16 protein-coding genes are annotated in these 14,645 nt (G+C 59.0%); all 16 read left to right on the top strand.

What is annotated here, in order from left to right:
- Nucleotides 1-3: 3 nt before the first annotated feature.
- The 16 genes from trmFO to B5G37_RS05195 all read left to right on the top strand — a co-directional run bounded on the left by trmFO (nt 4) and on the right by B5G37_RS05195 (nt 14,617).
- Nucleotides 4-1,305, top strand: a complete 1,302-nt coding sequence (gene trmFO, locus B5G37_RS05270) for a methylenetetrahydrofolate--tRNA-(uracil(54)-C(5))-methyltransferase (FADH(2)-oxidizing) TrmFO (RefSeq protein WP_087254992.1) — start codon at nt 4-6, stop codon at nt 1,303-1,305.
- A 17-nt stretch (nt 1,306-1,322) separates the two neighbouring features.
- Nucleotides 1,323-2,384: a phosphate acyltransferase PlsX gene (gene plsX, locus B5G37_RS05265; protein ID WP_087254989.1), complete on the top strand. Its 1,062-nt coding sequence runs from the start codon at nt 1,323-1,325 to the stop codon at nt 2,382-2,384.
- 87 nt (nt 2,385-2,471) lie between these two features.
- Nucleotides 2,472-2,705, top strand: coding sequence for an acyl carrier protein (locus tag B5G37_RS05260; RefSeq protein ID WP_087254986.1), 234 nt, complete (start codon nt 2,472-2,474; stop codon nt 2,703-2,705).
- A 59-nt stretch (nt 2,706-2,764) separates the two neighbouring features.
- The gene (gene rnc / locus B5G37_RS05255) at nt 2,765-3,445 is read left to right on the top strand and encodes a ribonuclease III (RefSeq protein ID WP_087254983.1); all 681 of its coding nucleotides are present in this window, start codon (nt 2,765-2,767) and stop codon (nt 3,443-3,445) included.
- A gap of 102 nt (nt 3,446-3,547) precedes the next feature.
- Nucleotides 3,548-4,360, top strand: a complete 813-nt coding sequence (locus tag B5G37_RS05250; protein ID WP_242962765.1) for a segregation/condensation protein A — start codon at nt 3,548-3,550, stop codon at nt 4,358-4,360.
- The gene (gene scpB / locus B5G37_RS05245; protein ID WP_087254980.1) at nt 4,351-4,941 is read left to right on the top strand and encodes an SMC-Scp complex subunit ScpB; all 591 of its coding nucleotides are present in this window, start codon (nt 4,351-4,353) and stop codon (nt 4,939-4,941) included. The genes B5G37_RS05250 and scpB overlap by 10 nt, the downstream gene beginning before the upstream one ends.
- The gene (locus B5G37_RS05240) at nt 4,938-5,570 is read left to right on the top strand and encodes a DUF2953 domain-containing protein (protein ID WP_087254977.1); all 633 of its coding nucleotides are present in this window, start codon (nt 4,938-4,940) and stop codon (nt 5,568-5,570) included. Before scpB ends, B5G37_RS05240 begins: the two co-directional genes overlap by 4 nt.
- Nucleotides 5,563-5,964: a GerW family sporulation protein gene (gene ytfJ, locus B5G37_RS05235; RefSeq protein WP_087254974.1), complete on the top strand. Its 402-nt coding sequence runs from the start codon at nt 5,563-5,565 to the stop codon at nt 5,962-5,964. Before B5G37_RS05240 ends, ytfJ begins: the two co-directional genes overlap by 8 nt.
- 47 nt (nt 5,965-6,011) lie before the next feature.
- Entirely contained in the window at nt 6,012-7,148 is a 1,137-nt protein-coding gene (locus tag B5G37_RS05230) for a D-alanyl-D-alanine carboxypeptidase family protein (RefSeq protein ID WP_143482873.1), read from the top strand.
- 17 nt (nt 7,149-7,165) lie between these two features.
- Complete coding sequence (locus tag B5G37_RS05225; protein WP_087254972.1) at nt 7,166-7,870, top strand: pseudouridine synthase; 705 nt, start codon at nt 7,166-7,168, stop codon at nt 7,868-7,870.
- 135 nt (nt 7,871-8,005) lie between these two features.
- Nucleotides 8,006-8,881 carry a MurR/RpiR family transcriptional regulator gene (locus B5G37_RS05220; RefSeq protein ID WP_275532972.1) on the top strand — a complete coding sequence of 292 codons (876 nt, stop codon included), beginning with the start codon at nt 8,006-8,008 and terminating at the stop codon, nt 8,879-8,881.
- A 20-nt stretch (nt 8,882-8,901) separates the two neighbouring features.
- A complete protein-coding gene (locus B5G37_RS05215) occupies nt 8,902-10,173 on the top strand; it encodes an NAD(P)/FAD-dependent oxidoreductase (RefSeq protein ID WP_242962764.1) in 1,272 nt (423 codons plus the stop codon).
- A complete protein-coding gene (gene cmk / locus B5G37_RS05210) occupies nt 10,170-10,862 on the top strand; it encodes a (d)CMP kinase (RefSeq protein WP_087254964.1) in 693 nt (230 codons plus the stop codon). Before B5G37_RS05215 ends, cmk begins: the two co-directional genes overlap by 4 nt.
- The gene (locus B5G37_RS05205; protein WP_242962763.1) at nt 10,862-11,452 is read left to right on the top strand and encodes a lysophospholipid acyltransferase family protein; all 591 of its coding nucleotides are present in this window, start codon (nt 10,862-10,864) and stop codon (nt 11,450-11,452) included. Before cmk ends, B5G37_RS05205 begins: the two co-directional genes overlap by 1 nt.
- Nucleotides 11,449-13,398, top strand: a complete 1,950-nt coding sequence (locus tag B5G37_RS05200; RefSeq protein ID WP_087254959.1) for a bifunctional 4-hydroxy-3-methylbut-2-enyl diphosphate reductase/30S ribosomal protein S1 — start codon at nt 11,449-11,451, stop codon at nt 13,396-13,398. The genes B5G37_RS05205 and B5G37_RS05200 overlap by 4 nt, the downstream gene beginning before the upstream one ends.
- Before the next feature lie 70 nt (nt 13,399-13,468).
- Nucleotides 13,469-14,617, top strand: a complete 1,149-nt coding sequence (locus B5G37_RS05195; protein ID WP_087254953.1) for a DUF362 domain-containing protein — start codon at nt 13,469-13,471, stop codon at nt 14,615-14,617.
- Nucleotides 14,618-14,645: the final 28 nt, after the last annotated feature.

The raw sequence follows: 14,645 nt of genomic DNA, 5'->3' as shown, positions 1-14,645 counted from the left end.
ACTATGAATGTAACCATCATTGGCGCAGGACTGGCCGGTTGTGAAGCGGCCTGGCAGCTGGCCCAGCGGGGGATTGGGGTGACCCTGCATGAGATGAAGCCCCACAAGATGACCCCTGCCCACCACAGTGAGGGCTTTGCCGAGTTGGTATGCTCCAACTCTCTTCGCTCGGATCAGCTGGAGAATGCCGTGGGACTGCTGAAAGAGGAGCTGCGCCGTTGCGGTTCCCTCATCCTGCGCTGTGCCGACCAGACCCGGGTGGAGGCAGGCGGCGCTCTGGCGGTAGACCGGGAGGCTTTCTCCCAGGTGGTCACCGATGCCGTGCGCAATCACCCCAATATCACCGTGGTGGAGGGGGAGGTCACCCACATCCCCGAGGGGGAGGTCATCCTTGCCAGCGGCCCCCTCACATCCGAGGGACTGTCGGAGGAGATCGCCAAGCTTTTCCCCAACACGGGATATCTGAATTTCTATGATGCTGCAGCGCCCATTGTTACCTTTGAGAGCATTGACATGGACCACGCCTGGTTTGCCTCCCGGTACGACCGGGGCACGGCGGATTACATCAACTGTGCTATGAGCCAGGAGGAATATCTGGCCTTCTGGAAGGAGCTGTGCCAGGCCGAAGAGGCCCCGGTCCACGGTTTTGAAGATGGCCGGGTGTTTGAAGGGTGCATGCCCGTGGAGGTGATGGCCCGCCGGGGAGAACAGACTCTGTGCTTTGGCCCCCTCAAGCCCAAGGGCTTGCCCGACCCCAAGACGGGGAAGGAGCCCTACGCCGTGGTGCAGCTGCGCCGGGATAATGCCCAGGGCACGCTGTATAACCTTGTGGGCTTTCAGACCCATCTGAAGTGGGGGGAGCAGAAGCGGGTGTTTTCCATGATCCCGGCTTTGGCCCATGCGGAATATGTGCGCTACGGGGTAATGCACCGTAACACCTACCTGGATTCGCCCCGCCTGCTGGATGCCTACTACCGGGTGCGAGGCCAGGAGCGCATCTGCTTTGCTGGACAGATCACCGGCGTGGAAGGGTATGTGGAATCCACTGCCTCCGGTTTTGTGGCCGGGGTGGAGCTGGCCAACCGACTGTTGGGCAAGCCTCCTGTGGACTTTCCACGAGAGACAGCCCTGGGCGCTCTGGCTCAGTACGTGAGCAATGAGAGCGTGGTGGACTTCCAGCCCATGAACATCAATTTCGGAATTATGCCCTCCTTGGGATATAAGGTAAAGGGAAAACGAAATAAAAATGCGGAGCTGTCCCGCCGCTCTCTGGAGCTGGTGGATGCCCTGCGCGAGAAGCTGTAAGAGGAGGAAAAGCGGAGATGAAGATCATTGTAGACGCCATGGGCGGCGACAACGCCCCCCAGGCCCCGGTACGAGGGGCCCTGGATGCCATCGCCGAGTATGGCGTGGAAGTGGTACTGGTAGGCCGCGGTGAGGCGATCCTGGAGGCCCTGCACCGGGAGGGGAAGGACGAATTACCGGCCGGTTTGGAAATTTCCCACGCCGACCAGGTGGTGGAGATGTGTGACAACCCCGCCACGGCCTTTAAGGAGAAGAAGGACTCCTCTCTCACCGTAGGCCTGAACCTGCTGAAAAGCGGCGGGGGAGATGCTTTCGTCTCCGCTGGTTCCACCGGAGCTTTGCTCTCCGCTGCCACCTTGATGACCAAGCGCATCAAGGGCATCCGACGGGCGGCATTGGCTCCTGTGGTGCCTACGGGTACCGGTGGAGCGGTGCTTATTGACTGCGGTGCCACCGCCGAGTGCACCCCCGAATTCCTGCTCCAGTTTGCCTTTATGGGCAGCTACTACGCTGAGCGGGTGCTGGGCCGTCCCGAGCCCAAGGTGGGGCTTTTGAACATCGGCGCTGAGCCCTCCAAGGGCACCGATTTGCAGCGGGAGGCCTATGTGCTGCTGCAAAAGGCTTCCGATGAGGGCCGCATCAACTTTGTGGGCAACGTGGAGGCCCGGGAAGCAGTGTCCGGCAGCGTGGACGTCATCGTCACCGACGGTTACTCCGGCAACATCTTCCTGAAGACCATGGAGGGCGTGGGCATCTTCATGGGCCGGGAGATTAAAAAGATGTTCCTCTCCAGCTTGAAGACCAAGATTGCTGCTCTGCTGGTGAAGGACGGGTTGCGCAAGTTTAAAAAGCTCATGGATGCCGGTGAGGTGGGTGGCACTCCCCTGATGGGCATTTCCAAGCCGGTCATCAAGGCCCACGGTTCTTCCGATGGCTTTGCCATGAAAAACGCCATCCGTCAGGCCATGGAGTACAGCAAGGCGGGGATTATTGAGGATATTACGGAAAACGTAGAGTACATGCGCCTGCCGGTGAAGGGTTTGGCTAAAAAACAGGAGACCGGGGAGCAGCCGGAGTAAAATCTGTCAAAAATACTCTTGACAGGGGAGCCGGCAGCACCTATTATGTTTCTTACATAAGCAACATAAAAGGAGCTTGAGAAAAATATGTTTGAAAAACTGTGTGCCTTGATTGCCGAGCAATTTGGTGTGGACGCTGACGCCATTACCAAGGATACCGCCTTTGTGGATGAGTTGGGTGCCGACTCTGTGGATCTGGTGGACCTGTCCATGGCTCTGGAAGAGGAGTTCGGCATGGAGGAGATGGAGGAAGAGGAGATGAGCTCCATCGTCACCGTGGGCGACCTGTACAAGTACATGCAGGAGCACCTGGACCTGTAAGCGAGTGTTTGTAAGGAAAAAGCCCTGCCGCAGGCGGGGCTTTTCCTATGGAGGGTAGTATGAAGAAACTGGAAGAAAAATTAGGGTATCATTTTAAGGATTTGTCTCTGTTGGAGCACGCCATGACCCACAGCTCCTACGCCAACGAGCACCGTTCCGACGGCGTGACCAGCAATGAGCGGCTGGAGTTTTTGGGCGACTCAGTTCTGGGTCTGGTGGTGGCGCAGCATCTGTTTTCCTCGCATCCCAACATGCCGGAAGGGGAGTTGACCCGTACCCGTGCAGCGTTGGTGTGTGAGGAAAGCCTGTATGAAGTGGCCAAGGCTCTGGATCTGGGCGTCCATTTGAAGTTGGGCAAGGGAGAGGCCGCGGGAGGCGGTCGCACCCGTCCCTCCATTCTTGCCGATGCCACCGAGGCCACCTTGGCGGCGGTATACTTGGACGGCGGCATGGAGGCAGCGAGAAGCATCATCCGCACCTTTATTTTGGACAAGGAGCGGGAAAAGGCGGTGGATCGGGACTACAAGACCGCCTTGCAGGAGCTGGTGCAGCGGAAACCCGGTGTGGCGGTGAGTTATCATCTGGTGCGGGAGATTGGACCTGACCACGCTCGTATCTTTGTCATGGAGGCCTCGGTGGATGGCGTTCCTGCCGGACAGGGCAAGGGCCACACCAAGAAAGAGGCCGAGCAAATGGCAGCCCGGGCCGCACTGGAGAAGCTGGCCGAGCAACATAGCTGAATGGATCGGGGGCACCTTTGGGGATATCCCAGGGGTGCCCTTGTATTTTTTTGATAACTTCGGTATAATATCGGTGAATTTGCTGTGTAAGGGGGGAGAAGTGTGGATGTCCCGGTATACCATCTGGATAAGGTGGTAAAAGTAAGAAAAGAGGACATGGAGGACTTTGACGGGCCGCTGGACCTCATTCTTCACCTGTTGAGCAAAAATAAGATGGAGATCCGGGACATTCCCATCTCTCTGCTGCTGGATCAGTACCTGGAGTGGATGGAACAGCGGGAGCGGCTGAATCTGGAGGTGGCCAGTGAATTTGTCATTATGGCCGCCCACCTGATCTACATCAAAACCCGCATGCTTCTGTCTGTGGACGACCAGGAGGCGCTGAGCGAGATGGAGCAGCTGATGGCTGCTCTGGAGGCCCACCAGCACAAGGAGAGCTACGAGCAGGTCAAGGGGGTCACCCAGGTCTTGGCCCAGCGGTATGCCTATGGGCGGGACTACCTGCCCGGACCGCCTCGGCCTCTGCCCCAGGAGAAGGGCTATCGCTACCAGCACCAGCCCCAGGACCTGACCGCGGCTTTGCAGCGCATCTTTCAGCGGGGCGAAGGGGCAGCAGCCCCGCCCACCCGGGCTTTTCAAGGTATTGTGGGTCGGGAGCCCTATCCCGTGGAGACCAAGGCCCGGTGGATTTTGGATCAGCTGAGAGCGGGCGGGGTCACCCACTTCCGGGCGCTGTTTCGAGGTAACCGCAGCCGCTCGGAAATTGTGGCCACCTTTTTGGCGGTGTTGGAGCTGTGTAAATCCAATCAGATTTATTTGGCAGGCACCAGTGAGGACAGTACTTTGACTTGTACCCAGCCTAACGGGGAGTTTTCCCCAGAAACCGACGATGGAGGTGGCCAGACATGGAATTGAAGGAGTTGGAACACACCATCGAGGGCATCCTATTTGCAGCTGGGGAGCCGGTGCCGGTGGGCCGTATGGCGGCCACTTTGGAACAGGATGTGGAGACGGTGGATCGCTTGTGCCGGAATCTGGCCGACGAATACCGGTTTGATCGCCGGGGCATGTGTCTGGTGCGCACCGAGGACTGCTGGCAGATGTGCACCGCGCCGGAGTACGCAGACCCCATCCGGCAAACTTTGGAGCACCGCAAGCCTCCCAAGCTGTCTCAGACCGCTCTGGAAGTGCTGACCATTGTGGCCTATTTCCAGCCGGTGACCCGGGCTTATATCGAGCAGATCCGTGGGGTGGACAGCTCCTACACCGTGGGGTTGCTGCTGGAGCGGCAACTGATTGAGGAGGCGGGACGTCTGGCGGTGCCGGGCAGACCCATGCAGTTTCGCACCACCCACCAGTTCTTGCGCACCTTTGGCCTGTCCAGCTTGGACGAGTTACCCGAGTTGCCCGCTCCCAGCCAGGAGGGGGTACAGATGACCCTGGACCTGGAGTCGGCCATCGCCAAGATGCAAGAGGAAGAGGCGGGTGAGGTATGAACGGATGGATGGTACTGGGATGTGTGGTACTGGTTCTGGTGCTGCTCACGCTAATTCCTCTGGGAGCCCGAGGCCAATATGGCCAGGAGGGCTTCCGGCTGGACCTGGTGGTGGGACCTGTGACCATCGGGGTATATCCCAAGGCTAAGAAAAAAAAGAAAAAGTCCAAAGCAAGGAAAGAAAAGAAGGGGGAGCCTCAGAAGAAGCCCGTCCCCCCAAAGTCCAAGCTCTCTCTGGGCTCCTGGCACACCTTCCGCCGGTATCTGCCGCTGATCTGTGAGGCGGCGGGGGAGCTGCGGCGGAAGATGGTGGTGCGCAAGCTGAACATTCACCTGGTATGGGCTGACAAGGACCCGGCTTCTGCCGCCATTGGCTACGGTATGATCAACGGGGTCATCGGTGGATTGTGGAACCTGATCGACCATAGCTTTCGGGTGAAGGATCACAAGTTTGTGGTGGACTTGGACTATGAAAAGAAAGAGCCCCAGGTGCAGCTCCAAGCTGTGCTGACCCTGACGGTGGGGCAGCTCATCAGCTTCGGCATACGATACGGCATGAAATTCATCGCCATGCAGCGGGAAGATCGCAAGAAAACGGAGAACTCCAAGGAGGTAATCAGCCATGAGTGAACAGAATCATCCCATCAATGAAGTTTTGAACACCACCATGAGCCGCATTCGCGAGATGGTGGACACCAACACGGTGGTGGGCCAGCCCATCGTCACTGCTGACGGGGTAACCCTCATCCCTGTGTCCAAGTTGTCCTTCGGCTTTGCCACCGGCGGGTCTGACTTTGGCAAGACCCCCAATGTGGAAAAGAACTTTGGAGGCGGAGCTGGGGCCGGCGTGAATGTCACACCTGTGGCCTTCCTCATCGTCAAGGACGGCAGTGTGCGCCTGCTGCCTGTGGCTCCTCCTGCTGGGGATTCTGTGGGCCGGGTGGTAGATCTGGTGCCTGAGATGTTTGAAAAGGTCACTGGGTATATCGACAAAAAGACCAATACGGATAAGAGCCAAGCATAAGGGTGATACTACTCCCATCTGATACCATTGGATGGGAGTGACCTTTTTTGAGAAGAATTTTGGCCCTGTGCTTTTCGCTTACTCTGTTGGCAGCCCTATGCCCTCCGGCGGGAGCGGTTTCTACGTCGGCCTCCAGTGCGGTGCTCATGGACGCCACGTCGGGGCGTGTGCTGCTGGATGAGGATATGCATGCCCCCCGGCCCATTGCCAGCATTACCAAGTTGATGACTGCCCTGGTGGCGGTGGAAGATTGCCCGGACCTGTCCCAGGTGGTGGAGGTGTCTGGAGCATGGTTGGAGGGGGTGGAGGGTTCCTCCATCTACCTGAAGGAGGGGGAGCAAGTGACCCTGGAAACCCTGCTCTACGGGCTGCTCCTCCAGTCAGGCAACGATGCCGCCCAGGTGATCGCCGGTTGGGTGGCGGGAGACCAGGAGAAGTTTGCCCAGCGGATGAATGAAAAAGCCCAGGAGTTGGGCATGACCAACACCCACTTTGTCAACCCCAGTGGGCTCACGGAGGAGAAACACTACTCCTCGGCCTATGATATGGCCCTATTGGCCTGTGCATGCCTGGACAATCCGGTGGTAGCTGGCATATGTGCCACCCAGACCATTGCCATGGAGGGGCACACCTTTGTCAACCACAACAAGCTGCTGTGGCTGGAGGAGGACTGCGTGGGGATGAAGACGGGGTACACGGAAGCGGCGGGTCGCACATTGGTATCCGCAGCCACCCGAGGGGATCAGACCCTGGTGTGTGTCACCCTCAACGATCCCGACGACTGGGACGACCATCAGGCCCTGCTGGAATACGGCTTTGAAACCTATCCGGCCACCCAGCTGTGTCAGCAGGGGAGTGCGGTGGGCAGTTCCGCCGTGGGGGGGAGCCTGAACCCCACCGTCTCCTTGGTAGCCCAGGCGGATGCCTGGTATCCGGTGGCGGAGGGAGAACAGCTGGAGATGCAGCTGGATGTGTTTTCTCCGCTGGTGGCCCCCATTCCCCAGGGAACCCAGCTGGGAACCGCCCGGTGGCTGCTGGATGGGGAACTGGTGGCAGAAGTGCCCCTGTTGGCGGGGGAGAACGTGACAAATGACCAGTGGCAGCCCTCCTGGCTGCAACGCTGGTGGATGGGCCTGTGGGGCAAGAAGTGGGAGACCACGGTGCCAGGTATGGGTCTCATTTGAGAGAGGAGAAGGTGTGTGTGGAGGAACGGATCCAAAAAATACTCTCCGGGGCTGGTGTGTGCTCCCGGCGCAAGGCGGAGGAGTACCTGAGTCAGGGCCGGGTGCAGGTCAATGGCCGGGTAGCCGCCCTGGGGGAGAAGGCAGACCCCCAGCGGGATCGCATTGAGGTGGACGGGGTGGCGGTTTGCCAACCCCGCCGCCATACATATCTCATGCTCCACAAGCCCCGGGGCTATGTCACCACCCTCTCCGATGAGAAGGGACGCAAGACAGTGGCCCAGCTGGTGGCAGACTGCGGCGTGCGGGTGTGGCCGGTGGGCCGGCTGGATATGGACTCGGAGGGCCTACTGCTGCTCACCGACGATGGAGCGCTGACCCATGGCCTTACCCACCCCTCCCATGAGATTCAAAAGGAATACCACGTGCGGGTCACCGGGGACGTGGCAGCGGCGCTGCCCACCCTGTCCCGGCCCATGGTGGTGGACGGGGAAGACATGGTGGCGGATGAGGTGGAGCCTCTGGGAGGCCAGAATTTGAAAATCGTCATCCACCAGGGGAAGAACCGGCAGGTGCGGCGGATGTGCGCCGCGGCCGGTCTGACGGTGAAGCGTCTGGTGCGGGTGCGAGAGGGAGAGCTGCATCTGGGCAACTTGAAGCCTGGAGTTTGGCGGGTTCTGACCCCCGGCGAGGTGCAGGAATTGATGCAGGAAATTTGCAAGTGACGGGAAGAAACTTGCAAAACCTCTTGCATTTTACCCATAGAACGAGTATGATACATGAGAAAAAGCACAAAAGAAGTCGGCGGCCTTGGGGTCCGCCGATTTTCTTGGGCAGAGAACCAAGAGGAGGATGAGGCTGTGAGTCGGGATATTTTGACGTTAATTCAGAGCAATATGAGCTCTTTTTCCAAGGGACAGAAACTGATTGGACGGTATATCTTGGAAAACTACGACAAAGCGGCCTTCATGACAGCCGCCAAACTGGGCCAGACGGTGTGCATCAGCGAGTCCACTGTGGTGCGGTTTGCCGCAGAATTGGGCTTTGACGGCTATCCTTCCATGCAGCGGGCTTTGCAGGAGATGATTCGCAGCAAGCTCACCACCGTGCAGCGCATTGAGGTGTCCAACGACCGGTTGAGGGACCACGATTTGCTGGAGAAGGTAGTGCAGTCGGATATGGAGAAGATTCGTACCACCTTGGAGGAGATGAGCCGGGAGGAATTTTCTGCGGTGGTGGATGCCATTGTCCGGGCGCGCAACATATACATCTTGGGGGTGCGGTCTTCGGCGGCGCTATCCGATTTTCTCACCTTCTATTTTAACCTGATGTTTGACAACATTCGCCAGGTGAAAACCACCCTGGCCAGTGAGATGTTTGAACAGATGCTCCGGGTGGGCCAGGGGGACGTGGTCATTGGCATCAGCTTCCCCCGCTACTCCACCCGCACGGTGCGGGCCATGGAGTTTGCCCGGGACCAAGGGGCCACGGTGGTGGCCCTCACCGACAGCTCCATGTCCCCCCTCTACGACACGGCCAATCTGCGGCTGCTGGCCAAGAGCGACATGGCCTCTTTTGTGGACTCACTGGTGGCGCCTCTGTCCATCATCAACGCGTTGATTGTGGCCGTAGGGCGTAAGAAGGCGGCGGAAGTCACCGCCACCTTTGAGCACTTGGAGCACATCTGGGATGAGTACCAGGTGTACGAGAAGGTGGAGTACGACGGGAAGGGATGAGAGACGTGGAACACACCCCGATGAGAGAACACATGCCCCCCGTTGTGGTGGTGGGCGCGGGAGCAGCTGGCATGATGGCCGCCATTTCTGCCGCCCGCCGAGGGGCGCAGGTGGTGCTGGTGGAGCCCAACGAGAAGGTGGGGCGCAAGCTGTACATCACCGGAAAGGGCCGCTGCAACGTCACCAACCACTGTGGTCTGGAAGCGCTGATGGCCGCCATTCCCCGCAACGGGAAGTTTTTGTATAGTGCCTTATCCCGCTTTGGCTCTCAGGAGGCCATGGCCTTTTTTGAGGACCTGGGCGTGAAACTGAAGGTGGAGCGGGGAAACCGGGTGTTTCCCGTTTCCGATAAAGCCGCCGACATCATTGACGCTCTGTTTTTCGAGCTGCGCCGCCTGGGGGTGGAACTGCGACGGGACCGGGTCACTGGGCTTCAGGTGGAGGATCACCGAGTGGTGGGTGTCACTACCCGCCAGCAGCCCCAGGGCATCCCCGCCTCCTGGGTGATCGTGGCCACCGGTGGAGCCTCTTACCCCCGTACCGGCTCCACGGGAGATGGCTACCAACTGGCCCAGCAGGTGGGACACCAGGTGGTGATGCCCCGGGGTTCTCTGGTGCCTCTGGAGTCTCCCGATCCCTGCTGCGGGCAGATGCAGGGGCTGGCCCTGCGCAATGTGGTGATGCGGGTGAAAAACAAAAAGGGGAAAGTGGTGTACCAGGAGATGGGGGAGCTGCTCTTCACCCATTTTGGTCTTTCTGGCCCGCTGGTGCTCTCCGCCTCCGCCCACATGAATTTTGAACGGGACCACTACACCGTGCACATCGACCTGAAACCTGCCTTGGATGAGGGCAAGCTGGACACCCGGTTAGTGCGGGACCTGACCGAGCGGGCCAACCAAAACATGGGTAATGCCCTGGGCGGTCTGTTGCCCCAGTCTATGATTCCCGTGGTGGTCCGACGGGCAGGGATTTCTCTGGATACCAAGGCCCACGACCTGCGGAAAGAGCAGCGGCGCAGCCTGTTGGAGACCATGAAGAACTTCACTGTGGACATCTCCGGGCCTCGCCCTGTGGAGGAGGCCATTGTCACTGCTGGCGGGGTGAAAGTGGGAGAAGTGGACCCCAAAACTATGGCTTCCAAAAAGGTGGAAGGGCTGTCCTTTGCCGGGGAAGTGCTGAATGTGGATGCCTATACGGGCGGATTCAACCTACAAATCGCCTGGGCCACCGGCTGGGTTGCCGGTGAGGCGGCGGCAGAACAACAAGAGAAAAAGGACGGCGCAGCAGTATGAATCACTACCATAGCATTGCTATAGACGGCCCCTCTGGGGCGGGAAAATCTACCATGGCCCGGGCGTTGGCCCAGGAGATGGGATACCTCTACGTGGACACAGGGGCCATTTACCGCACGGTGGGGCTGGCGGTATACCGCCGTGGCGCAGACCCCACCGACCCTGTGGCGGTGGAGCAGGTACTGGGCCAGGTGGATATCACCATGGGCTACGGCAAGGACGGAACCCAGCGGATGTATCTGGACGGGGAGGACGTCTCTAAGGCCATTCGGGAGCATATCATGTCCCGGTATGCCTCCCAGGTGGCCGCTCTGCCTCCGGTGCGGGCTTTCCTGCTGGAAAAGCAGCGCCACTTGGCGGAAAACCACAACGTCATCATGGACGGACGTGACATCGGCACTGTGGTGCTGCCCCAGGCGGATGTGAAGATTTTTCTCACCGCTGATCCCAAGGCGCGGGCCCAGCGCCGCTATTTGGAACTGTTGGAGCGGGGGCAACAGGCAGATTTGGAGCAGATTTTGGCTGACGTGGTGGAGCGAGATCGGCAGGACATGGAGCGGCCCATTGCTCCCCTGAAAAAGGCAGAGGATGCCCAAGTGGTGGACACCACGGGGAAAGATCTGGAGGAGAGCCGAAAGGTGCTGCGAGAAACCATTGCCAAGGCTCTGGGACAAGAGGAGGAAGCATGATGAACCGACTGTATGCGGTGCTGTATCCCCTGGTTTGGATTTTTATGCGGATTTTCCACCCCTGGAAAGCGGAGGGACGGGAAAACGTGCCCGAAGGGGCGGTGGTGATGTGCGGCAATCACACTACCTTGGGTGATCCGGTGTATGTGGTGTGTGCTCTGGGCTGGAAATGCCAGACCAGGGTCATAGCCAAGGAAGAACTGATGAAGATTCCCGTGCTGGGATTCCTGCTGAAGAAGGCGGGGATCATCGGCATTAAGCGGGGAAAGGCTGACGTGGCCGCCATCAAGGAGGCCATGCGGGTGCTGCGCAATGGGGAGAAGCTGCTGCTGTTCCCGGAGGGCACGCGGGTGAAGGAAGGGGAGAGCGCAGCGGCCCACACCGGGGCGGCCATGTTTGCCACCCGTACCGACACCATGCTGCTGCCCATCTACATTTCCCCTAAAAAGAAGCTGTTTCGCAAAACCCGAGTGGTGTTCGGTAAGCCCTACAAGGCCATCTATGAGGGGAGAAAGGCCAGCCCTGAGGATTATCAGCGCATTGCCGATGATCTGATGAAGCGTATTCACCAATTAGGAGGTGTCCAATGAGAGAAGTGCTGTTGGCCAAGTCTGCCGGATTCTGTTACGGTGTGCGTCGGGCCGTGGAGCTGGCGGAGAAGCTGGCTCAAAGTGAGACCATTTATCTGTTGGGGGAGATCACCCACAACGACCATGTGATTGCCAAGCTGGAGCAGATGGGGGCCATTACGGTACACAGCCTGGAAGAAATCCCTCAGGGAGCCACCGTGCTCATCCGAGCCCACGGGGAGCCGGATGCGGTGTATGCCAGCCTGGAGGAGAAGGGGTGCCGGGTGGTGGATGCTACCTGTCCCAACGTCACCCGCATCCACGACATCGTCCGTCAGGCAGCTGCCCAGGGTCGCGTGCCTGTGATCGTGGGAGATAAGGACCATCCCGAGATCATCGGCATCGCCGGTTGTGCTGACCATGCAGTGGTTGCCTCAGACTGGGATGAACTGAAAAAAATCTTCCAAAATCATCCTGATTTGTGTACTCGACCCCTGACCTTTGTGTCTCAAACCACGGCGATTCGTGCAAATTGGGAAAATTCCGTTGAAAACGCAAAAAAAGTGTGTACAAATGCGGAATACTTTGATACAATATGTGGTGCTACGTCTAAGCGTCAAACTGAGGCGGCTCAACTGGCCGGCAGGTGCGACGGTATGATCGTCATTGGAGACCCCAAAAGCTCCAATACTCGGCGTTTGACCCAGATTTGCCGGGAGTCCTGTGCCAACGTGGTGCAGGTGGAGTTGGGAGACGACCTGTCCCCGGAGGACTTTTGCTCTGTCCGGACGCTTGGAATCACTGCCGGTGCATCCACGCCGGAGTGGATAATAAAGGAGGTCTACAACAAAATGAGCGACGAAATTATGGAGATTGAACAGTCCTTTGCTGAGATGCTGGAGGAATCGTTCAAAACTTTGAATACGGGGGATAAGGTCACTGGTACTGTCGTTGCCATCACACCCACCGAGGTGCAGGTGGAGCTGGGCATCAAGTATCCCGGTTACATCCCCGTGTCCGAGCTGAGCGACGATCCCGACGTGAAGGTGGAGGACATCGCCAAGGTTGGCGAGGAGATCGAGACCTACGTCATGCTGGTCAGCGACCGCGACTGCATGGTGAAGCTGTCCAAGAAGCGTCTGGATGCTGCCAAGAACTGGGAGACCATTGAGAACGCTGTGGAGAGCAAGGAAGTTCTGGAAGGCGTCATCACCGAGGAGAACAAGGGCGGCCTGGTGGCTAAGGTCAAGGGCATCCGCGTGTTCATCCCCGCTTCTCAGTCCGGCCAGCCCCGCGGTGCCGATCTGTCCGGCATGGTGAAGACCCGCGTGCAGCTGCGCATCACCGAGGTTAACCGTGCTCGCCGCCGCGTGGTGGGTTCCATCCGCGCTGTGGCTGCCGAGGCTCGTGCTGCTGCTGCCGCTGAGATCTGGAACAACATCGAGGTGGGCAAGCACTACACCGGTACCGTTAAGAGCCTGACCTCTTACGGCGCCTTCGTGGACATCGGCGGTGTGGACGGCATGGTGCACGTCTCCGAGCTGTCCTGGTCCCGCATCAAGAACCCCGCTGAGGTTGTCTCCGTGGGCGACCAGGTTGAGGTGTACGTCATCTCCTTCGACCCCGAGAAGAAGAAAATCTCTCTGGGCATGAAGGATCACAGCCAGGAGCCCTGGACTGTGTTCACCAGCAAGTACTCCGTGGGCGATGTGGCCAACGTGCGTGTGGTGAAGCTGATGACCTTCGGTGCCTTCGCTGAGATCGTTCCCGGCGTGGATGGCCTGATCCACATCTCTCAGATTGCCGATCACCGCGTGGAGAAGCCCGGTGACGAGCTGGCTGAGGGCCAGATGGTGGACGCCAAGATCATCGCCATCGACGAGGAGAACAAGAAGGTGTCTCTGTCCATCCGTGCTCTGCTGGAAGAGGGCGACGTGGAGGAGACTGAGGAGACCGAGGAGGTCTAATCTCCCTGTTTGAACTCATGCATCCCCCGGCTTCGGCCGGGGGATTTTTTATTCAAAGGAGGAAAAGGAAATGTCGGATGTGGTGTTGACTTCTTGCGTGGACTATTCCACTTCGGAGGTAGAAAGCGCTCTGGAGCGGGTATTGGAGCCCTTGGGAGGGCTGGACTGGGTAAAGCCGGGGATGCGCATTGTCATCAAGGCCAACCTGGTGACCTTCCTCAAGCCGGAGCGAGCGGCCACCACCCACCCGTCCCTGTTGTGCGCGCTGGTGCGCATGCTCACCCAGCGGGGGGCTGACGTGGTGGTGGGAGACAGCCCCGGCGGGCTGTACAACGCCGCCTTTGTGGGCAAGGTATACCAGGCCACAGGCATGGAGCAGGTGGAGCAGGCGGGAGGCCGCTTGAACCGGGACTTTGGACACAGTCCGGCAGAATACCCAGAAGGGAAGGTGTGCCGCAAGTTCACCTACACCTCCTATTTGGACCAGGCGGATGCCATCATCAATTTCTGTAAGCTGAAAACCCACGGGATGATGGCCATGACCTGCGGGGCCAAGAACATGTTTGGAGCCATTCCCGGGGCTATGAAGCCGGAGTATCATTTCCGCTACCCGGACCCCCGGGACTTTGCCCGGATGATCGTGGACCTGGACGAGTATTTCAAGCCTAGGCTCACCATTGTGGACGGCGTGACGTGCATGGAGGGCAATGGCCCCACTGGAGGTACCCCACGGCATGTGGGCCTTCTGGCGGCCTCAGAGAGTCCCCACAAAGTGGATTTGGTGTGCGCCAAGTTGTTGGGCCTGGAGCGGGCAGAGGTGCCCACCCTGGAGGCAGCTCTGGAGCGGGGACTGATTCCCCAGACCATCGAAGAACTGGACATCCATGGTAACGTCCAGGACTTTGTGGTGCCTGATTTCCAGCGTATTGAGACGGGCAACGGCCACCTCTTTGAAGGAGATGGAAAGAAGCTGTCCAGCCGTCTGCGGGGTGCTTTTATGGCCAAGGTGTTCAGCCAGAAGCCCAAGGTGATTCGGCGGGACTGCGTGGGCTGTGGGGTGTGCCGGGATATCTGCCCGGCCAAGACCATTCGCATCGAGAAGGGGAAAGCAGTCATTGAGCGGAAGAACTGCATCCGCTGCTTCTGTTGCCAGGAGTTTTGCCCCAAAAGCGCCATGGTGGTCCACCGCACCTGGGTGGCCAGAATCCTGGAGAAATAAAAAAGAACCCGGTCTAGCCGGGTTCTTT

This window comes from Pseudoflavonifractor sp. An85 (assembly GCF_002161235.1).
Taxonomy (GTDB): Bacteria; Bacillota; Clostridia; order Oscillospirales; family Oscillospiraceae; genus Enterenecus.
Note: the sequence above shows the minus strand (reverse complement) of the source record. Positions and strands in the feature narration are given on the sequence as shown.

Coding starts and splice junctions, on each gene's coding strand:
- cmk (WP_087254964.1), top strand. CDS start 10,170: ATGAATCACTACCATAGCATTGCTATAGACGGCCCCTCTGGGGCGGGA.
- B5G37_RS05195 (WP_087254953.1), top strand. CDS start 13,469: ATGTCGGATGTGGTGTTGACTTCTTGCGTGGACTATTCCACTTCGGAG.
- B5G37_RS05260 (WP_087254986.1), top strand. CDS start 2,472: ATGTTTGAAAAACTGTGTGCCTTGATTGCCGAGCAATTTGGTGTGGAC.
- ytfJ (WP_087254974.1), top strand. CDS start 5,563: ATGAGTGAACAGAATCATCCCATCAATGAAGTTTTGAACACCACCATG.
- B5G37_RS05200 (WP_087254959.1), top strand. CDS start 11,449: ATGAGAGAAGTGCTGTTGGCCAAGTCTGCCGGATTCTGTTACGGTGTG.
- trmFO (WP_087254992.1), top strand. CDS start 4: ATGAATGTAACCATCATTGGCGCAGGACTGGCCGGTTGTGAAGCGGCC.
- plsX (WP_087254989.1), top strand. CDS start 1,323: ATGAAGATCATTGTAGACGCCATGGGCGGCGACAACGCCCCCCAGGCC.
- scpB (WP_087254980.1), top strand. CDS start 4,351: ATGGAATTGAAGGAGTTGGAACACACCATCGAGGGCATCCTATTTGCA.
- B5G37_RS05215 (WP_242962764.1), top strand. CDS start 8,902: ATGAGAGAACACATGCCCCCCGTTGTGGTGGTGGGCGCGGGAGCAGCT.
- B5G37_RS05205 (WP_242962763.1), top strand. CDS start 10,862: ATGAACCGACTGTATGCGGTGCTGTATCCCCTGGTTTGGATTTTTATG.
- B5G37_RS05240 (WP_087254977.1), top strand. CDS start 4,938: ATGAACGGATGGATGGTACTGGGATGTGTGGTACTGGTTCTGGTGCTG.
- rnc (WP_087254983.1), top strand. CDS start 2,765: ATGAAGAAACTGGAAGAAAAATTAGGGTATCATTTTAAGGATTTGTCT.